The organism is Klebsiella sp. 10-1 (assembly GCF_009758445.1).
Lineage (GTDB): Bacteria > Pseudomonadota > Gammaproteobacteria > Enterobacterales > Enterobacteriaceae > Klebsiella > Klebsiella scottii.
The window spans coordinates 151,826-173,287 of sequence record NZ_WQRE01000007.1 but is presented as its reverse complement, the minus strand read 5'-3'; the positions used below and the strand labels follow the sequence as shown (position 1 = coordinate 173,287).

The window sequence follows — 21,462 nt, the reverse complement described above, 5'->3', positions numbered from 1 at the left end:
TCAAAATAGCCCCAGCTGCCCTGTCACTATTGTAGCAAAATCATCGTCGACAAAGGGAAGTATTCCTTCCGCGACCGGCTGTAATTGTTTCGACAAATAGTGCTCGTAATCGAGCGGCGACTGCTGATAATCGACCGGCTCCGGCCCGCCGGTGGTCCAGACATATTTGATGCTGCCGCGTTGCTGGTACTGCTGCGGCCTGCCCAGCCTGACGTTGTGCTCGTCGGCAAGCCTTGCCGCGCGGACGTGCGGCGGAACGTTGCGCTGATATTCCGCCAGCGGTCGGCGCAGCCGCTTACGGTAGATCAGCCGATCGTCGAGCTCGCCGTTCATCAGCTGACGAATCGTCTCCAGGACGTAGTCACGATAGGGCTGGTTGCGGAAAATGCGCAGGTACAGCTCCTGCTGAAACTGCTGGGCCAGCGGCGTCCAGTCGGTTCGCACCGTCTCCAGCCCTTTAAAGACCATTCTCTGCTCCTGCGCCTCCTGAATCATTCCGGCGTAGCGCTTTTTGCTGCCGGTATCGGCCCCGCGGATGGTCGGCATTAAAAAACGGCAGAAGTGGGTTTCAAACTCCAGCTCCAGGGTGCTGGTAAGGCGCGCTTTCCCCAGCTCGGCGGCCCACCAGTCGTTGACATAGGCCACCAGCGAACGGCCGATTTTCGCCGCCTCTTGTTCATCATGGGCGCGCCTGAGCCAGACAAAGGTGGAATCGGTGTCGCCATAGATAACGTCATAGCCCTGCGACTCAATCAGCGCTTTGGTCTGGCGCATGATGGCGTGGCCGCGCATGGTGATTGACGAGGCCAGCCGCGGGTCGAAAAAGCGGCAGGCGCTGGTGCCGAGCACGCCATAAAAGGCGTTCATAATGATCTTCAACGCCTGAGACAGCGGCTTGTTTTTATGCCGCTTGGCGTCGTCGCGGCCGTGCCAAATCTGGCCGACGATACCCGGCAGACAGTGCTTCTCGCGGGAGAAGCGCGCGCCGAGAAAGCCTTCGGTGCTGTGCTCGTCATCGGGCAGGGCGCCGCCTTCGACGAGCCCCACCGGGTCGATCAGGAAGGTGCGAATAATCGAGGGATACAGGCTTTTGTAGTCCAGCACCAGCACCGAATCGTACAGGCCGGGGCGGGAGTCCATCACGTAGCCGCCGGGGCTGGCCTGCGGCGGAACTTCGCCGAGGTTGGGCGCAACGTAGCCCAGCCGGTGCATGCGTGGAAAATAGAGGTGGCTGAAGGCGGCCACCGACCCGCCGTGGCGGTCGGCGGGCAGGCCGTTAACCGTGGCGCGCTCCAGCAGAAACGGCACGATCTCCGTTTTCTGGAAGATGCGCGTCACCAGCTCGCAGTCCTGCAAATTGTAGGTTGCCAGCGCCGGCTTATCCTCGCTGAAGCGGCGGTCGATTTCGTCCATCCGATCCCAGGGATTATCGATGGCTTTGCCTTCACCCAGCAGCTCGCGCGCTACCGCCTCAAGTGAAAAAGAGGGGAAGCTCCAGAACGCGGATTTCAGCGCCTCAATGCCGTCGATAATCAGCCGCCCGCTGGCCTGGGCGAAGAATACGCCATTTTTAAAACCGTGCTCGCGCCACTCCAGCTCGCTGTTGTCGCGGCCGAGCAGCAGCGGAATACGGTAGCGCTCGGCGTGTTTTTGCAGCACGCGCAGGTCGAACTGCACCACGTTCCAGCCGATCAGAATGTCCGGGTCATGGGCGGCAAACCAGGCGTTGAGCTTTTCCAGCAGCTGCGGGCGGCTGGCTACGTACTCCAGCTGAAAATCGACGGCGGGAGAGGCCGCCGGCTCTGGCCCGAGCATGTAGACGACCCGCTGGCCGCAGCCTTCCAGGCCGATGCAGTACAGCTCGCCGTGGCGGCTGGTTTCGATATCCAGCGATACCCATTTCAGCGGCGGCCGGTAGTGCGGGCTGGCCTTCATGCGGGCGTTGAGCAGCTGCGCTCCTCGTTTTTCGCCCTCGACCCAAACCGGCGCGGTAATAAAGCGCTCCATCAGATAGCGCTCCGGCGGGCGGATATCGCCTTCGTAGACGGTAACGCCCTGTTCGCGCAGCTTCTTTTCGAGGCGCATCAGCTGGCGATGGGCGCGGCAGTAAAGGCCAAAAACCGGCTGGCGGTGAAAGTCTTTTAGGCTGAGGGGGGCGAGGCGCAGGCCATTTTCGCCCAGCAGCAGGCGTTCAGCCTGGGCACGCTGCGCTTCGGGGATAAATGCCACGGACTCCTGCGGCGGCAGGGTGACCTGAAGGGGGCCGTCGTCGGTCGCCAGCCAAAAGGTCAGCTCCGTGCCCTGCGGGGTATCCCGCCAGTGACGGGTCAGTAAGAAACCTTCTCGTGGCTGAGTCACGCCGTGCTCTCATCAAGTCAAACCAGGCCTGAGTATAGCCTGGTTCACGGCGCGATGCTGGGGTTTTATACAGGTATTTTGACCCATCCCGGCGGCGCTACTGCCCGTAATAGGCCTTCGCGCCGTGCTTGCGTAAATAGTGCTTATCCAGCAGGGTTTGCTGCATATCCGGCAGCTGCGGCGCCAGCTGCCGGCAGAAAATACCCATATAGGCGATCTCTTCCAGCACAATCGCGTTATGCACCGCATCTTCCGCGTTCTTCCCCCAGGCAAACGGGCCGTGGGAATGCACCAGCACGCCGGGCATTTGCGCCGGGTCGATGGCGTTCTCGCGGAAGGTCTCGACGATAACGCGCCCGGTTTCCCACTCATATTCTCCGTTGATTTCGCTGTCGGTCATCAGGCGGGTGCAGGGAACCGCGCCGTAGAAGTAATCGGCGTGGGTGGTGCCGGTCGCCGGGATTGACTGGCCCGCCTGCGCCCAGATGGTCGCATGGCGTGAATGGGTATGGACGATACCGCCGAGGGTCGGGAAGGCCTGATACAGCAGGCGATGGGTTGGGGTATCCGACGAGGGTTTCTTTTTCCCTTCCACCACTTCGCCGGTTTCCAGGCTCACCACCACCATATCCTCAGCGCTCATCGCGCTGTAGTCGACGCCCGAAGGCTTGATCACCAGCAGGCCCCGCTCGCGGTCGACGGCGCTGACGTTGCCCCAGGTTAAGGTCACCAGGTTGTGCCTGGGCAGCGCGAGATTGGCTTCCAGAACCTGACGTTTCAGATCTTCTAACATTGTGTACTCCGAATAGCGGGTCAGCACGGTTTCCCCTCTTCTCCTCTCCTTAGCGGCGGAGAGGGAGAAGAGGGGGCGACCTCTTAACGTTTGCCGGCGTAATAAACTTCGTTCCAGCGCAGCGCATCTTTGAAGGAAGGCAGGCGGGTTTCGTTATCAATGACGGTCAGCTCGATATCCTGCAGCTCCGCAAACTGGCGCATATCTTCGAGAGTCAGGGCGTGGCTGAAGACGGTATGATGCGCGCCGCCGGCAATGATCCAGGCTTCGGACGCGGTGCGGAGATCCGGCTGCGCTTTCCACAGCGCGTTGGCTACCGGCAGCTTCGGCAGAGCGTGCGGGGTAGGCACCGTTTCAATGGTGTTAACCAGCAGGCGATAGCGATCGCCGAGATCGATCAGGCTGGCGACGATCGCCGGGCCGGTTTGGGTGTTGAAGATCAGGCGCGCAGGGTCGGCTTTACCGCCAATGCCCAGCGGCTGAACGTCGAGGATCGGTTTTTCCGCCGTGGAGATGGTTGGGCAGACCTCCAGCATATGCGAGCCGAGTACCAGATCGTTGCCGTTGTCGAAGTGGTAGGTGTAATCCTCCATAAAGGAGGTGCCGCCCTGCAGACCGGTTGACATCACCTTCATGATGCGAAGCAGGGCGGCGGTTTTCCAGTCGCCTTCGCCCGCAAAGCCGTAGCCCTGCTGCATCAGACGCTGCACGGCGAGACCCGGAAGCTGCTTCAGGCCGTGTAAATCTTCAAAGGTGGTGGTGAAGGCGTGGAAGCCGCCCTGCTGCAGGAAGCGCTGCATTCCCAGCTCGATACGCGCGGCATCGAGAACGTTCTGCCGCTTATCGCCGCGGACCTGCGCTGCCGCAGTCAGCCGGTAGCTGCTTTCATACTCATCTACCAGGGCGCTGATATCGCCTTCGCTGACGTCGTTGACCACCTGCACCAGATCGCCCACCGGCCAGGTATTGACCGAGAAGCCGAATTTGATCTGCGCGGCGACCTTATCGCCATCGGTGACCGCGACTTCGCGCATGTTATCGCCAAAGCGGCAGACTTTCAGATGACGGGTATCCTGTTTCGAGACCGCCTGGCGCATCCATGAGCCGATGCGCTGATGGGCGTCCCGATCCTGCCAGTGGCCGGTCACCACGCTATGCTGCTGGCGCATACGGGCGCCAATAAAGCCGAACTCGCGGCCGCCGTGCGCGGTCTGGTTGAGGTTCATAAAGTCCATATCGATGCTGTCCCACGGCAGCGACGCGTTGTACTGGGTGTGGAACTGCAGCAGCGGTTTATTGAGGATGGTCAGGCCGTTAATCCACATCTTGGCCGGAGAGAAGGTGTGCAGCCACACCACCATGCCGGCGCATTTATCATCATAGTTAGCGTCGCGGCAGATATGGGTGATTTCGTCCGGCGTGGTGCCCAGCGGCTTTAATACCAGCCGGCACGGCAGTTTTGCCTCGGCGTTCAGGCTGTTCACCACGTGCTCGGCATGCTTTGTGACCTGACGCAGCGCTTCCGCGCCGTACAGATGCTGGCTGCCAATCACGAACCAGACTTCATAGTTATCAAAAATCGTCATTTTGGTGTCCTTAATGGGTGAGAGCTGGCTGAGATTGCGAGGCCTTTTCCGCCTGTGCAGCCGAAGGGAGATACTGTTGTTCAGCGCTGACTGACCATTGCCGGTAGCGCTGATAGAGCTGTTCGAAGCGCTGCGCCTGGGCCGGACGCGGCTGCAGGGTGCTTTCCACCCGGCTTGCCATATGCTGCTGGGCCGTTGGAATATCGCTATATACGCCGGCGGAGACGGCGGCAAAGATGGCCGCACCCAGCGCGCAGCATTGATCGGAGGCGACAATTTGCAGCGGCCGGTTCAGCACGTCGCAGCAGGCCTGCATGATGACCGGGTTTTTGCGCGCGATGCCGCCCAGCGCCATCACGTTGATGACCGGGATCCCCTGGTCGGTGAAGCACTCCATAATGGCGCGGGCGCCGAAGGCGGTTGCCGCAACCAGGCCGCCAAACAGCGCCGGCGCATCGGTGGCGAGATTCAGATCGGTTATTACGCCTTTCAGGCGCTGGTTAGCGTTTGGGGTGCGCCGTCCGTTGAACCAGTCCAGCACCACCGGCAGATGGTCGAGCGAGGGATTTTTCGCCCAGGCTTCGGTCAGCGCCGGCAGCAGCTGTTTCTGGCTGGCGCGGATCTGCTCTTTCAGCTCCGGATGGGCAAGCGCCAGCTGCTCCAGCGGCCAGCCGAGAATGCGGCCAAACCAGGCGTAGATATCGCCAAAGGCCGACTGCCCGGCCTCCAGACCGATAAAATCGGGCACCACGCTGCCGTCGACCTGGCCGCAGATGCCTTTCACCGTGCGGGCGCCAACGCTCTGCTTATCGGCGATCAGAATGTCGCAGGTGGAGGTGCCGATGACTTTAACCAGCGTATTAGGCTGCGCGCCGGCGCCTACCGCCCCCATATGGCAGTCGAAGGCGCCGCCGGAGATGGTGACCGTTTCCGGCAGACCCAGGCGCTGGGCCCATTCGGCGCAGAGGGTGCCGACCGCCGCGTCGGCGGTCCAGGTCTCGCTAAACAGCGGCCAGCTGAGGTGCTGATTGATAATGGGGTCGAGCTCGTCGAAGAAGCTGGCCGGCGGCAGACCGCCCCAGTCGGCGTGCCACAGCGATTTATGCCCGGCGCTGCAGCGGCCGCGACGAATATCCTGCGGGCGGGTGGTCGCGGAGAGCAGCGCCGGAACCCAGTCGCACAGCTCAATCCATGAGGCCGCGGCCTGCGCAACGGCGCTATCCTGACGGGTGACATGGAGGATCTTGGCCCAGAACCATTCGCTGGAGTAGATGCCGCCGATGTAGCGGGAGTAGTCCTCTTTGCCCGGCTGGTGGCACAGGCGGGTGATGGCTTCCGCCTCTTCTACCGCGGTATGGTCTTTCCACAGCACGAACATCGCATTCGGGTTGTTGGCGAACTCTTCCCGCAGGGCCAGCACGTTGCCGTCGGCATCGACAGGCGCCGGCGTCGAGCCGGTGCTGTCAACGCCGATACCGACGACGGCGGCGCGCTGCCCGGGGCTCAGCAGCGCCAGCACGCTTTTCAGCGCGGCTTCCATTGATTCAATGTAATCACGCGGGTGGTGGCGGAACTGATTATTCGGGGCGTCGCAAAATAGCCCCTCCTGCCAGCGTGGGTACCACTCTACGCTGGAGGCGAGCTCTTCGCCGGTGGCGCATTCCACTGCCAGAGCGCGAACTGAGTCACTACCAAAATCGAGGCCAATCGCAATTGCCATGCTGTTACTCCATGCTAAAAACCATTCATGGTGAAACAGTAGATATCCTCGGGAAAAACCGTCAGGCCGTATTCGCTAATCTTATGGACTATATTGCTATGTCATCGCAAAGTGTGACGCCGTGCAAATATTCAATGTGGACTTTCCTGCCGTATTTATAGACACTTTTGTTATGCGTTGGAATGGCTTACATTGAGCGGTGTCGTCGATTTTTGCTGAAATCAGGCGGGTTTTAATTCGAATTTCAACCCGCATCCCATTACGGGAAGCGCGCTTAGGGATAAAATAACGAATATGGACAATTGGTGTCCAGAGCCTCTCCGGGAGAGCTGAGTTTATGGCTGAAACACAAAACGATCCTTTGCTACCGGGCTACTCTTTTAACGCCCACCTGGTTACGGGGCTGACGCCGATTGATGCGGATAGCTATCTGGATTTCTTTATTGACCGCCCGCTCGGCATGAAAGGTTTTATTCTTAATCTGACGATTCGCGGTGAAGGGGTGATCAACAACCAGGACGAACAGTTTGTCTGCCGGCCTGGCGATATTTTACTCTTCCCGCCGGGGGAAATTCATCACTACGGCCGCCACCCTGATGCCCGCGAGTGGTATCACCAGTGGGTCTACTTCCGCCCGCGGGCCTACTGGCACGAATGGCTGAACTGGCCGACGATTTTCGCCCACACTGGATTTTTCCGTCCCGATGAGCAGTGGCAGGCGCGCTTTGGCGAGCTTTTCGGCCAGATCGTCGACGCCGGACAGGGGGCCGGGCGCTACTCTGAGCTGCTGGCGATCAATCTGCTGGAACAGCTGCTGCTGCGGCGCATGGAGGCCATTAACGAATCCCTGTACCCGCCGCTGGATAACCGGGTCCGCGACGCCTGCCAGTACATTAGCGATCACCTGGCGGACAGCCATTTTGATATCGCCAGCGTCGCCCAGCACGTGTGTCTGTCGCCGTCGCGGCTGTCGCACCTGTTCCGCCAGCAGCTGGGCATCAGCGTGCTGGGGTGGCGGGAAGATCAGCGCATCAGCCAGGCCAAGCTGCTGCTGAGCACCACGCGAATGCCCATCGCCACGGTGGGACGCAACGTTGGCTTTGAAGATCAGCTCTATTTCTCGCGGGTATTTAAAAAATGCACCGGCGCCAGCCCGAGCGAATTCCGCGCAGGATGTGAATAAAACGTAAATAAAGTGAAATGATGCCCCGGAAAATTGTCACAACCGGTAAACTATTCAGACAATTGATGGCTTGACGAAGGCGCGACGGCTCTGGAGAATCCGTGCTTCGTTTTTAAACCGGGCACACTATGCAAGCATTGCTGGAACATTTTATCACCCAATCCACGGTCTACTCCCTGATAGCCGTGATGCTGGTCGCCTTTCTTGAATCGCTGGCGCTGGTGGGGCTGATACTGCCGGGTACGGTGATGATGGCCGGACTGGGCGCGCTGATCGGCAGCGGTGAGGTTAACTTCTGGCAGGCGTGGCTGGCGGGGATCGTCGGCTGTTTATTCGGTGACTGGATTTCATTCTGGCTCGGCTGGCGGTTTAAAAAACCGCTGCATCGCTGGTCGTTTATGAAGAAAAACAAAGCGCTGCTTGATAAGACCGAGCACGCGCTGCACCAGCACAGCATGGTCACGATCCTGATCGGGCGCTTCGTCGGGCCGACGAGACCGCTGGTGCCGATGGTTGCCGGAATGCTTGACCTGCCGGTGGCGAAGTTTATTCTGCCGAATATTATTGGCTGTCTGCTGTGGCCGCCGCTCTACTTTTTACCAGGCATTCTTGCCGGCGCGGCCATTGATATTCCCGCCGATGAGAACAGCGCCAGCTTTAAGTGGCTGCTGCTGAGCGCCGCGCTGCTGGCGTGGCTGGCCGGTTGGCTATGCTGGCGACTGTGGCGTAGCGCGAAAACAAGCGATCGTCTGACCCGACTGCTGCCGCGTACACGTCTGCTGTGGCTGACGCCGCTGGCGCTGGCGCTGGCGGGCGTGGCGTTAACCGTGGCGATTCGCCACCCTCTGATGCCAGTCTATCTCAATATTCTGCACCAGGTTATCGCGCGCTGATCCCTAACAGATGGGAGGCTCTGCTGTTGCCGCTTAAGAGCGCATCGGTGGCGCCATCCCAGGCGATACGCCCGTCGGCCACCACCAGCGATCGCGGGGCGATGCGGGCCGCATCCTCCACGCTATGCGACACCATCAGCAGCGTCAAATTCCGGCGCTGGCAAACCTCTGCGACCAAAATCAGCATCTCCTGGCGCAGCGCCGGATCGAGCGCGGAAAACGGCTCATCCAGCAGCAGTACCGGCTGCTCGCGCACCAGACAGCGCGCCAGCGCCGCCCGCTGCCGCTGACCGCCGGATAGCTCGTCGGGAAGCCTCTCCAGCAGGGAATCAAGGCCCATCTGTTCGGCAATAGCCTGCAGACTGGCGTTTTGCCCGGCGCTCAGCTTAAGCCCGGGGTGCATGCCAAGGCCGATGTTCTGGCGGATGGTGAGATGGTTAAAGAGGTTATTTTCCTGAAACAGCATTGATACCGGGCGACGGGCGGGCGGCGTATCGGTATGCGGCTGACCGTCGATGACGATGCTGCCGCTCGCCGGCGGCAAAAAGCCGGCGATCAGATTCAGCAGCGTGCTTTTCCCCGCCCCGCTGGGGCCGAGTACCGCAATGCGTTCGCCGCGCTGTACGGAGAGGGTGAAACGCATCGGCAGGTGCTGGTACAGCCAGGTTACATCATTCAGTTTTAACATCACGCCCCGGTAGCTTCTCAATCACGGTAAAGAGGACAAAGCACAGCGCCAGCAGCAGCAGGGCGGTAACGGCACCGTCCTGGCTACGATAGGCGCCAATCTGCTGATACAGATAGAACGGTAGGGTGCGGAAATCGTCGTTGCCGAACAGCGCCACCACGCCGAAATCACCGATCGAAAGCACGCAGGCAAAGGCCAGCGCCTGGGCCAGCGGGCGCTTCAGGGCGCGAAGCTCTACGACCCGCAGGCGGGTAAAGCCGCTCATCCCCAGCGATTGGCAGAGCATGCCGTAGCGCACGGCGACGTCGCGCATCGGGTTTTCCAGCACCTTCAGCGCATAGGGGATCGCCATCAGCGCATTGGTGAAGATAACGATGCCGTCGGCGGAGTCGGGCAGGCCAACGCTATTATTGAGCAGTAAAAAGAAGCCGGTCGCGAGCACAATTCCCGGCATGGCGAGGATCAGCATCCCGCTGAGCTCCAGCGCCTGGCCGGCCAGCGGGCGGCGGCGGATGCGCAGCTCGCGGCTGCTCCACAGCAGCATCATCGTCAGAATAACGCTGAGTATGCCGGCGGCCAGCGCGATGCGCAGGGAGGTCGATAAGGCTTGCCATAGCGCAGGCTGGGACAGCACCCGCGGCAGATTGTTATTCAGGCCATCGATGACGACCGCCAGCAGCGGCGGCAGCAGCAGCAGCAGCGCGATCGCGATGAGCACGAAATCGGTCAGGCGGCTGTGCAGGCGATCGTCAGGGTCGCGCCAGCCGCGAACGTGGGTCACGCCGATCGCCAAGGCCTTGCTCAGGCGCTGGCTGAGCAGCACCAGCCCGAGGCAGCAGCTCATCTGGATCAGCGCCAGCATCGCCGCGCGAGCCGGGTCGTAATCAAAGCTCAGCGCCTGGTAGATCGCCAGCTCGATGGTAGTGGCCCGAGGGCCGCCGCCAAGGGAGAGGACGGTAGCGAAGCTGGCGAAGCAGAGCATAAAGATAAGCGCCGCCACCGGAGGAATTTGCCGCCGCAGCCACGGCCACTCCACGAAGCGGAAAAAGTGAAAGCCGCGCATGCCAAGCTGGGCCGCAATTTGCCGCTGTTCGCCGGGAATATTCTCCAGCGCCTGCAGCAGCAGGCGGGTCGCCATCGGCATATTGAAGAAGACGTGCGCCAGCAGAATTCCCTGCAGCCCGTAAGGGGAGAAATCCCACCGCCATCCCAGCGCGCTAAAAGCCGCCGCCAGCCAGCCCTGACGGCCGTAAACGCTGAGGATGCCGAATACCGCCACCAGCACCGGCAGGATAAGAGTCATCGCGCACAGGCGCAGCAGCAGCGTGCGGCCGGGAAAGCGGCGCCGGTAAAGGGCGCGGGCAAGAAAAATAGCCGGCACCACCGAAAGCAGCGCCGAGAGAAACGCCTGCCAGAAGGAGAAGCGGACGACGTGCCAGAGATAGCTGTCGCGAACGATCGCCAGCCAGGCCGCCTCCGGCGCGCTGCTCCAGAGCGCCAGAAAAGCGGCCAGCGCCACCACGACCAGCACGGCGGCGGCCGTCAGGCCCGGCAGCAGCCAGCCGATAGTTAGCGGCTGACGGCGCGTTGCCATGCGTTAATCCAGTTCTGTCGTTCGCCAGCGACCTGCTGCGGAGTGAACTCCAGCGTGGTCTGCGGTTTGACCAGCGCGTCAAAGCCGGCAGGGAGCGTCACCTGGGTGACCGGGTACATCCAGTTGCCCGCCGGAATCGCATTCTGGAAACCCGGAGAGACCATAAACTTAAGGAACTTCTCCGCCAGCTCCGGCTGCTTGCTGGCCGCGGTGCGGGCCGCCACTTCGACCTGCAGGTAGTGGCCTTCGCTGAAAGCGGCCGCCGCGTAGTTATCTTTTTTCTCTTCGATAATGTGATAAGCCGGAGAGGTGGTATAGCTCAGCACCAGATCGCTTTCCCCCTTCAGGAACAGGCCGTAGGCCTCGCTCCAGCCCTTGGTCACGGTGACGGTTTTCGCCGCCAGCTTCTCCCAGGCCTGAGGGGATTTGTCGCCGTACACTTTCTGCATCCACAGCAGCAGGCCGAGGCCCGGCGTGCTGGTGCGCGGATCTTCGTAGATCACCCGCCATTTCCGATCGCTCTCAACCAGCTCTTTCAGGCTTTTTGGCGGATTTTTGAGCTTGTTTTTATCGTAGACGAAGGCGAAATAGCCGTAATCAAAGGGTACGAAGGTATCGTTGTTCCAGCCGCCAGGGACCGTAAGCGCGTCGGTCGGCACGTTGCTTTTGGCGAACAGCTTGCTTTGCGCCGCCGCTTCCAGCAGGTTGTTGTCCAGTCCGAGGACCACGTCGGCTTTGCTGTTTTTGCCTTCCATGCGCAGGCGATTCAGCAGCGAGACGCCATCTTCCAGCGCCACGAACTTCAGCTCGCAGCCGCAGTCGGCTTCAAAAGCCTTTTTGACGGCCGGGCCTGGGCCCCAGTCCGCAGAAAAGGAGTCGTAGGTATAAACGGTGAGAACGGGTTTAGCCAACGCGGGAGCGGCGACCAGCACCAGCAGCGGGAGTAATTTTTTCAACACTTTGCACCTCACAAAAAAGGGGTGGCAAAGGATTTTGAGTGAGCCTCAAATCCCTTCGCCGGCGTTATCCGGATCAGGTTCGACGGGTATTTTCTCAGCCCATACGCTTCATCCTGCAGGCTGTCTCAATGCAACCTGAATGAAGCGGCGTATGTTTATTAGCACCCCGTTGAGAACGGCGACCAGTGTAATGATTTTGTTAGCGGACCGAAAGTGCTTCAGCGTCAGGTGGCAAGGCTCTACGGTTCCGGCGGCGCAAACCACGCCGATTTAAAATCAAACCAGCCGAGGGTGTTCATCCTCACGCCGCGCATGCTGCGCTGGCCCTGGATCATCAGCCAGTGGTGGATCAGTGGCACGATCGTTTGATTAGCCAGCAGCTGCTGACTCCAGGTTGCGGGGTTTAACTCGCCCGCATGCCAGCGGCCGGCATCCTCCTGCCAGTCAATCGGGATGCAGTGGCGAATGAGCGGAACTTCATAAAGCCAGGCGAACAGGGAAAAGTCGATCGGCAGGGTAAAGTTGGCGCTGTTTAGCCAGATATCGCTGACAACCTCGCCGCGATGCCACTCCGCGTATTCCAGCTCCCGAATCTCCAGCCTGACCTGATGTTCGGCTAACAGCGTCGCCATAATGCCGCCGATCGCGCGATGCTCAATATGGTCCTGGTAATAGGTCAGCGTCACCGACTCCAGGCCCGCGGGCTTCTCGCAGGCGTGGCTGCGCGCGTGGTGCCAGCGCGGCAGCAGGCCGTAGGCCGGGAACCAGTTGCCCTGGTAATGTTCGCCCGCGTGATAGAGCAGGTTCGCCGGCTGGAACAGATAGCTCAGCCACTGGCGTACGGCTGCATTGGCGCCAAGCGGGCTGCGGGAATCAAACAGCAGGTAGTAGCAGCCTTCTTCCAGACGACTTTCGACGGCTTTCTCGCTCTGCGTGGTGCCCTGCAGGGTTAAGCCGCCGTTCGACTCTTCGCCAATCTCCGGCAGCACCCAGACGTTGACCTCGTCAATTAATGCCCGATAGCCGAAGTAGTCGTCGAAGGCATGGATCTTTAGCTGATTTTGGTTATTGCGCGCCACCGCATAGGGCCCGGTACCGATCGGCATCGCGGAGTAGTTCTCCATCGACTGCCATTCGCGCGGCAGTATCACCGCGGAAACCTGGCCCAGCAGCCACGGCAGCCAGCGATCCGGCTGGGTCAGATGGATATCCAGCGTCCAGGCGGTAGGCGAGACGATGCGCTCAATATGGGAGTAGAGCGGCAGGGCGTTGCTGCGCTGCAAAGAGGCGATCACATCCTCCATTTCCAGTTCGCGTCCGTGGTGAAAGTGGATGCCGGGACGCAAAAAGAAGCGCCAGTGGGTGGGAGATAGCTGCTGCCAGTGGTGGGCAATATCGGCTTCCAGTTCCCCATTTTCCTCATTTACCCGCGTCAGGGCGCTGAAGATTTGCCGGGCGATATGGTTTTCCGAACGGCGCAGAGCGCTGCCGGGGAGCAGATTTTTCATCGGCCGGTAGTAGAGCACGCGCAGAATATGCCGCCCCTGGCGAAAGCTCCGTCCGAGATGAGAGACCAGCATCTGGCGCACGGCGGCCTTATCGCCGACCAGCTGCACCAGCTGATCGATGCGATCCTGCTCCAGCAGATCTTCCGCCCGCTGCTGCTGCAGCGCCAGGCCGGTGTAAAGGAAGGCCAGCTTCGATCGCTTACCGCGTCCCGCTTCCGCCTCCCAGGTTAGCCAGCCGCGCTCTTCCATCATGTTCAGCAGGGTTCTCATATGGCGGCGCGAACAGCTTAGCATCTCCGCCAGCTCGTTGAGCGTCGTCTCCTGCGACCTGCCTTCGCAGCATTGCCATAAGCGGATGAACTGTTGTTGCAGACGGGCGGAAGACATAAAAGGGGAACTCCTGATGAAAACTCAGCAATTTATTAATCCCTATATTAGGCCAATAATAGATTCCGATGAAGCGAGGAGATGAATATGATGAGGTCAACCGCTAAGCAGTTCTACCAACGCTACTTTTCTGCGACGCAGGATGCGTCATGGCTAGCCCGCCTGATGGCAGGACGACAGCAGGAAATACTCGGCGAGCTGATGCAGTGGGGAGTTACGTCACCGACCTCTGAGCGTTAACTTGCAGACATCATGTGTGACTGAGTATTGGTGCGTACCTGTCGTCTTTCACGTTCCCGGCGTTGCCGCGGTCCGCTCATAATGGCCGCCTGCCTGTAACCTGAAATCGATTGAGTATAAAATCACCCGCCAGCAGATGACTTCTGCTGGCTTTTTTCGTTTTCTTCGCGTGCTAAGGACATGACATGCTGTGGTTAATGACAATGGGGCGGCGGCTTAACGGCGTCTACGCGGCTTTTATGCTGGTCGCTTTTATGATGGGGATTGCCGGCGCGCTGCAGGCCCCGACGCTCAGCCTGTTTCTCAGCCGCGAAGTAGGTGCGCAGCCTTTCTGGGTCGGGCTGTTTTATACCGTTAACGCCATTGCCGGGATCGCGGTCAGCCTGGCGCTGGCGAAGCGATCCGATAGCCAGGGCGACCGCCGCCGGCTGATTATGTTCTGCTGTCTGATGGCCGTGGGCAACGCGCTGCTGTTTGCGTTTAATCGCCACTACTTAACCCTGATTACCTGCGGCGTAATGCTGGCATCCATCGCCAATGCCGCGATGCCGCAGCTGTTCGCCCTGGCGCGGGAGTATGCCGACAGCTCGGCGCGGGAAGTGGTGATGTTCAGTTCAATCATGCGCGCCCAGCTGTCGCTGGCGTGGGTTATCGGCCCGCCGCTGGCCTTTATGCTGGCGCTGAACTACGGCTTTACCACCATGTTCTCCATTGCAGCCGCTATTTTTGTGATTAGCCTGGCGCTGATCGCCTGTAAGCTGCCGTCGGTGGCGCGGGTGGAGCAGCCTTCGGAGGCGGCAGGCGCGGTGGCGCAGGCCGGCGGCTGGCAGGATAAAAACGTGCGTATGCTGTTTATCGCCTCGACGCTGATGTGGACCTGCAACACCATGTACATCATCGATATGCCGCTGTGGATCAGCAGCGATCTCGGCCTGCCGGATAGCCTGGCCGGGATCTTAATGGGCACCGCGGCCGGGCTGGAGATCCCGGCGATGATCCTTGCGGGCTACTATGTCAAACGCTGGGGCAAGCGTAGCATGATGGTCGCCGCCGTGGCCGCCGGGGTGTTGTTCTACGCCGGGCTGATCCTGTTCCACGACCGCACGGCGCTGCTGGCGCTGCAGCTGTTTAACGCGATTTTTATCGGTATTGTCGCCGGGATTGGCATGCTGTGGTTTCAGGACCTGATGCCGGGACGCGCGGGAGCGGCCACCACGCTGTTTACCAACAGTATTTCCACCGGCGTAATCCTGGCCGGCGTGCTGCAGGGGGCGCTGTCGCAAAGCTACGGCCACGCCAGCGTTTACTGGGCGATTGCGGCGATTTCGCTGGTCACCCTGTTTTTGACCTGCAAAGTTAAAGATATCTAGCCCGTTACCCGCTCGCGGAACGCCGCGGGCGGCAGGATTCAGGAGAGGATATCGATCGTTTCCCGCAGCTGCCGGATGGCGATTTGCCCCGGCGCGGAGGCCTGGCCCGCGCTGCCGAACGTCATCGCTGAGCCAAACAGTCGCCCGGTAACCCGGCTGATGCCGCCCATTTTCCCCATCGACATGGTGATGATCGGGCGGGTAGCGTACTTCTCTTTCATGGCCAGCGTGGCGGAGAGTAGCGTCAGCACATCCTGCGGAGATTGCGGCATGACCGCTATTTTCGGCAGGTCGGCGCCCAGCTCCTGCATGCGGCAGAGGCGGCGAATAATCTCTTCCTCGGGCGGCGTCTTCTGGAAATCATGATTGCTGACGATCGCCTTAACGCCGGCGGCATGGGCATCGTCGATCAGCGATCGGATCTGCGATTCATCGTTGAAGAGCTCAATATCAATCACCTCGACCAGCCCGCTGAGCGCGACCTGACGGTTAAGCGCAAAATAGTCCGCCTCGTCGAGCTGCGCCTCGCCGCCCTCTTTTTGGCTACGGAAGGTGAACAGCAGCGGCGTATCGGCGAGGAGCTGGCGAATGTCAGCCAGCGCCAGCATTACCTGCTCGCTTTCGCCAACCTGCGCAAAGCCGTCGGCACGCCATTCGATAATATCGGCGTCGACCTCCGCCAGCGCCCGGGCACGGGCCTTCAGCTCATCGAGGGTTTGGCCCATCAGCGGAACGCAAATGTGGGTTGAACCTTCCTGGAAGGTGATGTTCTTCACCGTAACGGTTGTCGTCATATCAGCGCCTGTGCGTATTTCCTGAGGCCTTCTGTCGCTGAGAAGGCATAAAAAAATGCCCGGTCAGTGGACCGGGCAGGGGAGCCGCTGGCGGCTTTAGTTCATAAAGGCCGGCTGCTTATTCTCGTAGGCGGAGATCGCCTCTTCGTGCTGCAGCGTCAGGCCGATGCTATCGAGGCCGTTAAGCATGCAGTGGCGGCGGAAGGCGTCGATTTTAAAGCTGTACGACCTGTCGCCCGCTTTAACCACTTCGGCTTCCAGATCCACCTCGAACTTAATGCCCGGGTTGGCCTGCACCAGCTTAAACATCTCGTCGACCTGCTCGTCGCTCAGCGTGACCGGCAGCAGCTGGTTGTTAAAGCTGTTGCCGTAGAAGATATCGGCAAAGCTGGGGGCGATAACCACTTTAAAGCCGTAATCGGTCAATGCCCACGGCGCATGTTCACGCGAGGAGCCGCAGCCGAAGTTTTCCCGCGCCAGCAGAATCGAGGCGCCCTTGTACTCCGGGAAGTTGAGGACGAATTCCGGATTCGGCTGCTGTCCCTGATCATCGAGGAAGCGCCAGTCGTTGAACAGATGCGCGCCAAAACCGGTGCGGGTGACTTTCTGCAGGAACTGCTTGGGAATGATCGCATCGGTATCGACGTTTGCGGCATCCAGCGGCACCACCAGGCCCGTATGTTGGGTAAATTTCTCTGCCATGATGGTCTCCTTATTTGATGTCGCGGATGTCGGCAAAATGGCCGCTAACGGCCGCCGCTGCGGCCATTGCCGGGCTGACTAAGTGGGTACGTCCGCCGCGGCCCTGACGGCCTTCAAAGTTACGGTTGCTGGTGGATGCGCAGCGTTCGCCCGGGTTCAGGCGGTCGTTGTTCATCGCCAGACACATGGAGCAGCCCGGCAGGCGCCATTCAAAACCGGCTTCGATAAAGATTTTATCCAGGCCTTCTGCTTCCGCCTGGGCTTTCACCGGGCCTGAGCCAGGCACCACTAATGCCTGCACGCCTGGCGCCACTTTACGTCCTTTGGCGATCTCCGCCGCCGCGCGTAAGTCTTCAATGCGCGAGTTGGTACAGGAGCCGATAAAGACTTTATCAATTGCGACTTCGGTCAGCGGGATGCCCGGCTTCAGGCCCATATAGGCCAGCGCTTTTTCCGCGCTCGCGCGCTCTAACGGATCGGCGAAAGAGGCCGGATCGGGGATCATGTCGGTGACGGAGATAACCTGGCCTGGGTTGGTTCCCCAGGTGACCTGCGGAGCAATCTCTGCGGCCTGTAAGATGACGACGGTGTCAAAGGTGGCATCGGCGTCCGTGGTCAGGGTTTCCCAGTAAGCGACCGCTTCGCTAAAGTCCTCGCCTTTAGGCGCGTGCAGACGGCCCTTCACGTAATCAAAGGTGGTCGCGTCCGGCGCCACCAGGCCCGCTTTAGCGCCCATCTCGATGGCCATATTGCACAGGGTCATGCGGCCTTCCATGCTCAGGTTGCGAATGGCTTCGCCGCAGAATTCGACCACGTGGCCCGTACCGCCGGCGCTGCCGGTTTTGCCGATGATCGCCAGCACGATATCTTTAGCGGTGATGCCGGGGGCCGCCTGGCCCTGAACTTCAATCTTCATCGTTTTGGCGCGGCCCTGCTTCAGGGTCTGAGTTGCCAGCACGTGCTCGACTTCGGAGGTCCCGATGCCGAAAGCCAGCGCGCCGAACGCGCCGTGGGTCGCGGTATGGGAATCGCCGCAGACGATGGTCATCCCCGGCAGGGTCACGCCTTGCTCAGGGCCCATCACGTGGACGATACCCTGATACGGGTGGTTCAGGTCATACAGCTCAACGCCGAATTCGTTACAGTTCTTAATCAGCTCCTGCATCTGAATACGCGCCATTTCGCCGGACGCGTTGATGTCTTTGGTCTGAGTCGAAACGTTATGATCCATGGTGGCGAAGGTTTTTCCCGGCTGGCGTACCTGGCGGTTGTGCGCGCGCAGGCCGTCAAACGCCTGCGGGGAGGTTACTTCGTGTACCAGATGACGGTCGATGTACAGCAGCGGGGTTTCGTTTTGCGCTTCATAAACCACGTGAGCATCAAACAATTTTTCATACAACGTCTTCGCCATGATTACACCCCTTCAGCGACGTAGCGGGCAATAATATCGCCCATTTCATCGGTACTGACCGCCGCCGCACCGCGCGCTAAATCGCCGGTACGGATGCCTTCTTCTAATGCGCGGTTGATCGCGCTTTCGATCGCCGTTGCCGCAGCGTCCGCATCGAGGCTGTAGCGCAGCAGCAGCGCCAGCGACAGGATCTGGGCGATCGGGTTGGCGATGTTCTTGCCGGCGATATCCGGCGCCGAGCCGCCTGCCGGCTCGTACAGGCCAAAACCCTGTTCATTGAGGCTGGCGGACGGCAGCATGCCCATTGAGCCAGTGATCATCGCGCATTCGTCGGACAGGATGTCGCCGAACAGGTTGGAGCACAGCAGCACGTCAAACTGGGACGGGTCTTTAATCAGCTGCATGGTGGCGTTGTCGATGTACATGTGCGCCAGCTCAACGTCCGGGTACTCTTTGGCGATTTCGCCGACGATTTCCCGCCACAAAATGGAGGACTGCAGCACGTTGGCTTTGTCGATAGAGGTCACTTTGCTCCGGCGCTTGCGGGCCGATTCAAACGCGATGTGCGCAATGCGCTCGATTTCAAAGCGGTGGTAAACCTCGGTATCAAATGCTTTTTCGTGATGGCCGCTGCCTTCGCGACCCTTCGGCTGGCCGAAGTAGATGCCGCCGGTCAGTTCACGGACGCACAGAATGTCGAAGCCGTTGGCGGCGATATCCGCGCGCAGTGGGCAAAACTCTTCCAGCCCCTGGTACAGCTTTGCCGGACGCAGGTTGCTGAACAGCTTGAAATGTTTACGCAGCGGCAGCAGCGCGCCGCGCTCCGGCTGCTCTGCGGGCGGCAGGTGCTCCCATTTTGGGCCACCGACGGAGCCGAACAGAATGGCGTCCGCCTGCTCGCAGCCGTCCACGGTTGCCTGCGGCAGCGGGGTGCCCTGGCGGTCGATGGCGATGCCGCCAACGTCATACTGGCTGGTGGTAATGCGCATATCAAAACGGTTACGGACAGCTTCCAGTACTTTCATCGCCTGGTTCATGACTTCCGGGCCAATGCCATCACCTGGCAAAACAGCAATATGATAATTCTTCGACATTACACAGTTTCCTTCTTGTTCTCGTTATTTTGAGCTTTGCGTTGCAACTCTTTTTCGACTTCAGCGGCGCGCCAGATGTTGTTCAGAACGTGAACCATCGCCTTCGCCGAGGACTCTACGATATCCGTCGCCAGCCCGACGCCGTGGAAGCGGCGGCCGTTGTAGTTAACGACGATATCAACCTGGCCCAGCGCATCTTTGCCGTGGCCTTTGGCGCTTAAACCATACTTAACCAGCTCGATGTCATACGCCGTGACGCGGTTGATTGCCTGATATACGGCATCGACCGGGCCGTTGCCGTTAGCCGCTTCGGACTTCACTTCGTCGCCGCAGGCCAGCTTGACGGAGGCGGTGGCGATAGCGTTGGAACCGGATTGAACGCTGAAGTAGTCCAGGCGGAAATGCTCAGGCTCTTCCTGCTGCTTGTTAATAAAGGCCAGCGCTTCCAGGTCGTAGTCGAAGACCTGACCTTTTTTGTCTGCCAGCTTCAGGAACGCGTCGTACAGGTGGTCCATGTTGTAGTCGCTTTCCTTGTAGCCCATCTCTTCCATGCGGTGTTTCACCGCCGCGCGGCCGGAGCGGGAGGTCAGGTTCAGCTGTACCTGATTCAGGCCGATGGATTCCGGGGTCATGATTTCGTAGTTTTCGCGGTTCTTCAGCACGCCGTCCTGGTGAATACCGGAAGAGTGGGCGAAAGCGCCGGTGCCGACGATGGCTTTGTTCGCCGGGATCGGCATGTTGCAAATCTGGCTGACGGTCTGGCTGGTGCGCCAGATTTCGCTGTGATTAATGCGGGTGCGTACGTCCATAATGTCTTTACGCACCTTGATGGCCATGATGACTTCTTCCAGCGAACAGTTGCCCGCACGTTCGCCGATACCGTTCATGGCGCCTTCAACCTGGCGCGCGCCGGCGTGGACGGCGGCAATGGCGTTGCCGACGGCTAAGCCCAAATCGTCATGGGTGTGAACGGAAATGATCGCTTTGTCGATGTTCGGGACGTGATCGTACAGGCCGGTAATGATGTTGGAGAATTCGAACGGCATGGTATAGCCGACGGTATCCGGGATGTTAATGGTGGTGGCGCCGGCGCGGATGGCGGCTTCCACGACGCGAGACAGGTCAGCAATTGGCGTACGCCCGGCATCTTCACAGGAGAATTCGACGTCGTCGGTATAGTTGCGTGCGCGCTTGATCATATACACCGCGCGCTCAATCACCTCATCGAGGGTGCTGCGCAGCTTGGTGGCGATGTGCATCGGCGAGGTGGCGATAAAAGTATGAATACGGAACGCTTCGGCGATTTTTAATGACTCGGCCGCGACATCGATATCTTTCTCTACGCAGCGAGCCAGGGCGCAAACGCGGCTGTTTTTGATGGTACGCGCGATGGTCTGTACGGATTCAAAATCGCCCGGAGATGAGACAGGGAAGCCGACTTCCATCACGTCTACGCCCATACGCTCAAGGGCCAGGGCAATCTGCAGCTTCTCTTTAACGCTCAGGCTGGCCTGTAACGCTTGTTCCCCGTCGCGTAAGGTAGTATCGAAAATAATGACTTGCTGGCTCATGGTTAAATCCTTAATCGGTGTCCTGGGCGCCTTGCTGACGAGCATAAAAAAACCCGCGCAATGGCGCGGGTTTTATAGTCTTACTGGAAGATGACTAACGCTTAACGTCGCCCAGCAGCCTACCGCGCAAATTGGATGCGTTTAGTAGTAGTAGGCTGGTGAAACGAGTGCTGCGAATCATTGCGTCATGCTCCAGATGAAATCGATATGCCTTTAGAGTTACTGGATACGCCTTTTGATGTCAACCCCTGAGGGGGAAAATCGCCTTTTTACCTTGTCACTGAATTAGCTAATTGTGCTGAAGATCGCGCTTTTTTGCCGACAATCGTTTTTGGCGCCGCGGCAGGGGCGAGACCATTTAAAACATTCGCATAAATTTCTTTTCATTCAAGGCGTCACGTTACCGGGGCGGTAATGGCTGGCATCTTAATGAAAAGACTGAGGATATTTACCCTGTGAATATATTAAAATGAGTTCAGGTTAATTATCTATGATAACGGCATGTTAATTTTAATAGTATATTTAATCGATAGTTTAATGCTGCTTCAATTTAATTTAACTATTCCTGCCGTTGTTTATCTTTATAAGTTATGAGTAAACTTAACACCATC

Annotated in this window: 18 protein-coding genes and 1 riboswitch; of the genes, 4 read left to right on the top strand and 14 right to left on the bottom strand. The window is 59.5% G+C overall.

Annotated features, from left to right (window positions below):
• The 4 genes from polB to araB form a co-directional block, all read right to left on the bottom strand.
• On the bottom strand, window positions 1-2,358 hold the full coding sequence (gene polB, locus GO007_RS22455) for a DNA polymerase II (protein ID WP_095103811.1): 2,358 nt from the start codon (window positions 2,356-2,358) through the stop codon (window positions 1-3).
• Window positions 2,359-2,455: 97 nt separating this feature from the next.
• Window positions 2,456-3,151, bottom strand: coding sequence for an L-ribulose-5-phosphate 4-epimerase (gene araD / locus GO007_RS22450; RefSeq protein ID WP_095104107.1), 696 nt, complete (start codon window positions 3,149-3,151; stop codon window positions 2,456-2,458).
• A gap of 83 nt (window positions 3,152-3,234) precedes the next feature.
• Window positions 3,235-4,737 carry an L-arabinose isomerase gene (gene araA / locus GO007_RS22445; protein WP_095103809.1) on the bottom strand — a complete coding sequence of 501 codons (1,503 nt, stop codon included), beginning with the start codon at window positions 4,735-4,737 and terminating at the stop codon, window positions 3,235-3,237.
• A 10-nt stretch (window positions 4,738-4,747) separates the two neighbouring features.
• Entirely contained in the window at window positions 4,748-6,457 is a 1,710-nt protein-coding gene (gene araB, locus GO007_RS22440; RefSeq protein ID WP_095103807.1) for a ribulokinase, read from the bottom strand.
• Between the two features lie 337 nt (window positions 6,458-6,794).
• On the opposite strand from araB, the gene araC reads away from it, so the two are divergent.
• Both araC and GO007_RS22430 read left to right on the top strand, forming a co-directional pair.
• On the top strand, window positions 6,795-7,640 hold the full coding sequence (araC, locus tag GO007_RS22435) for an arabinose operon transcriptional regulator AraC (RefSeq protein ID WP_095103805.1): 846 nt from the start codon (window positions 6,795-6,797) through the stop codon (window positions 7,638-7,640).
• A gap of 128 nt (window positions 7,641-7,768) precedes the next feature.
• Window positions 7,769-8,533: a DedA family protein gene (locus GO007_RS22430; RefSeq protein WP_095103803.1), complete on the top strand. Its 765-nt coding sequence runs from the start codon at window positions 7,769-7,771 to the stop codon at window positions 8,531-8,533.
• On the opposite strand, the gene thiQ is transcribed toward GO007_RS22430, so the two are convergent.
• The 4 genes from thiQ to sgrR all read right to left on the bottom strand — a co-directional run bounded on the left by thiQ (window position 8,520) and on the right by sgrR (window position 13,669).
• Window positions 8,520-9,221, bottom strand: a complete 702-nt coding sequence (thiQ, locus tag GO007_RS22425) for a thiamine ABC transporter ATP-binding protein ThiQ (RefSeq protein WP_095103801.1) — start codon at window positions 9,219-9,221, stop codon at window positions 8,520-8,522. The two genes, GO007_RS22430 and thiQ, sit on opposite strands and share 14 nt — an antisense overlap.
• Entirely contained in the window at window positions 9,205-10,815 is a 1,611-nt protein-coding gene (gene thiP / locus GO007_RS22420; RefSeq protein WP_095103799.1) for a thiamine/thiamine pyrophosphate ABC transporter permease ThiP, read from the bottom strand. Before thiP ends, thiQ begins: the two co-directional genes overlap by 17 nt.
• On the bottom strand, window positions 10,791-11,774 hold the full coding sequence (gene thiB / locus GO007_RS22415; protein WP_095103797.1) for a thiamine ABC transporter substrate binding subunit: 984 nt from the start codon (window positions 11,772-11,774) through the stop codon (window positions 10,791-10,793). The genes thiP and thiB overlap by 25 nt, the downstream gene beginning before the upstream one ends.
• A 32-nt stretch (window positions 11,775-11,806) precedes the next feature.
• A riboswitch (TPP riboswitch) is annotated at window positions 11,807-11,953 on the bottom strand.
• Between the two features lie 60 nt (window positions 11,954-12,013).
• On the bottom strand, window positions 12,014-13,669 hold the full coding sequence (gene sgrR, locus GO007_RS22410) for an HTH-type transcriptional regulator SgrR (protein WP_095103795.1): 1,656 nt from the start codon (window positions 13,667-13,669) through the stop codon (window positions 12,014-12,016).
• 87 nt (window positions 13,670-13,756) lie between these two features.
• Here sgrR and sgrT point away from each other — a divergent pair, with 87 nt between their 5' ends.
• Both sgrT and GO007_RS22400 read left to right on the top strand, forming a co-directional pair.
• Window positions 13,757-13,909 carry a glucose uptake inhibitor SgrT gene (sgrT, locus tag GO007_RS22405; protein ID WP_095103793.1) on the top strand — a complete coding sequence of 51 codons (153 nt, stop codon included), beginning with the start codon at window positions 13,757-13,759 and terminating at the stop codon, window positions 13,907-13,909.
• A 185-nt stretch (window positions 13,910-14,094) separates the two neighbouring features.
• Window positions 14,095-15,279, top strand: a complete 1,185-nt coding sequence (locus GO007_RS22400) for a sugar efflux transporter (RefSeq protein ID WP_095103791.1) — start codon at window positions 14,095-14,097, stop codon at window positions 15,277-15,279.
• A gap of 38 nt (window positions 15,280-15,317) precedes the next feature.
• Here the strand turns inward: GO007_RS22400 and aroD are convergent, their stop codons facing one another.
• The 6 genes from aroD to leuL all read right to left on the bottom strand — a co-directional run bounded on the left by aroD (window position 15,318) and on the right by leuL (window position 21,032).
• On the bottom strand, window positions 15,318-16,073 hold the full coding sequence (aroD, locus tag GO007_RS22395) for a type I 3-dehydroquinate dehydratase (protein WP_095103789.1): 756 nt from the start codon (window positions 16,071-16,073) through the stop codon (window positions 15,318-15,320).
• A 96-nt stretch (window positions 16,074-16,169) separates the two neighbouring features.
• Complete coding sequence (gene leuD / locus GO007_RS22390) at window positions 16,170-16,775, bottom strand: 3-isopropylmalate dehydratase small subunit (protein WP_095103788.1); 606 nt, start codon at window positions 16,773-16,775, stop codon at window positions 16,170-16,172.
• 10 nt (window positions 16,776-16,785) lie between these two features.
• Window positions 16,786-18,186, bottom strand: a complete 1,401-nt coding sequence (gene leuC, locus GO007_RS22385; protein WP_095103787.1) for a 3-isopropylmalate dehydratase large subunit — start codon at window positions 18,184-18,186, stop codon at window positions 16,786-16,788.
• Between the two features lie 2 nt (window positions 18,187-18,188).
• Window positions 18,189-19,280, bottom strand: a complete 1,092-nt coding sequence (gene leuB, locus GO007_RS22380) for a 3-isopropylmalate dehydrogenase (RefSeq protein ID WP_041144036.1) — start codon at window positions 19,278-19,280, stop codon at window positions 18,189-18,191.
• On the bottom strand, window positions 19,280-20,851 hold the full coding sequence (gene leuA / locus GO007_RS22375; protein ID WP_095103785.1) for a 2-isopropylmalate synthase: 1,572 nt from the start codon (window positions 20,849-20,851) through the stop codon (window positions 19,280-19,282). Before leuA ends, leuB begins: the two co-directional genes overlap by 1 nt.
• 94 nt (window positions 20,852-20,945) lie before the next feature.
• Complete coding sequence (gene leuL / locus GO007_RS22370; protein ID WP_115193567.1) at window positions 20,946-21,032, bottom strand: leu operon leader peptide; 87 nt, start codon at window positions 21,030-21,032, stop codon at window positions 20,946-20,948.
• Window positions 21,033-21,462: the final 430 nt, after the last annotated feature.

Coding starts and splice junctions, on each gene's coding strand:
- araD (WP_095104107.1), bottom strand. CDS start 3,151: ATGTTAGAAGATCTGAAACGTCAGGTTCTGGAAGCCAATCTCGCGCTG.
- araA (WP_095103809.1), bottom strand. CDS start 4,737: ATGACGATTTTTGATAACTATGAAGTCTGGTTCGTGATTGGCAGCCAG.
- araB (WP_095103807.1), bottom strand. CDS start 6,457: ATGGCAATTGCGATTGGCCTCGATTTTGGTAGTGACTCAGTTCGCGCT.
- araC (WP_095103805.1), top strand. CDS start 6,795: ATGGCTGAAACACAAAACGATCCTTTGCTACCGGGCTACTCTTTTAAC.
- GO007_RS22430 (WP_095103803.1), top strand. CDS start 7,769: ATGCAAGCATTGCTGGAACATTTTATCACCCAATCCACGGTCTACTCC.
- thiQ (WP_095103801.1), bottom strand. CDS start 9,221: ATGTTAAAACTGAATGATGTAACCTGGCTGTACCAGCACCTGCCGATG.
- thiP (WP_095103799.1), bottom strand. CDS start 10,815: ATGGCAACGCGCCGTCAGCCGCTAACTATCGGCTGGCTGCTGCCGGGC.
- sgrR (WP_095103795.1), bottom strand. CDS start 13,669: ATGTCTTCCGCCCGTCTGCAACAACAGTTCATCCGCTTATGGCAATGC.
- sgrT (WP_095103793.1), top strand. CDS start 13,757: ATGATGAGGTCAACCGCTAAGCAGTTCTACCAACGCTACTTTTCTGCG.
- GO007_RS22400 (WP_095103791.1), top strand. CDS start 14,095: ATGCTGTGGTTAATGACAATGGGGCGGCGGCTTAACGGCGTCTACGCG.
- aroD (WP_095103789.1), bottom strand. CDS start 16,073: ATGACGACAACCGTTACGGTGAAGAACATCACCTTCCAGGAAGGTTCA.
- leuD (WP_095103788.1), bottom strand. CDS start 16,775: ATGGCAGAGAAATTTACCCAACATACGGGCCTGGTGGTGCCGCTGGAT.
- leuC (WP_095103787.1), bottom strand. CDS start 18,186: ATGGCGAAGACGTTGTATGAAAAATTGTTTGATGCTCACGTGGTTTAT.
- leuB (WP_041144036.1), bottom strand. CDS start 19,280: ATGTCGAAGAATTATCATATTGCTGTTTTGCCAGGTGATGGCATTGGC.
- leuA (WP_095103785.1), bottom strand. CDS start 20,851: ATGAGCCAGCAAGTCATTATTTTCGATACTACCTTACGCGACGGGGAA.
- leuL (WP_115193567.1), bottom strand. CDS start 21,032: ATGATTCGCAGCACTCGTTTCACCAGCCTACTACTACTAAACGCATCC.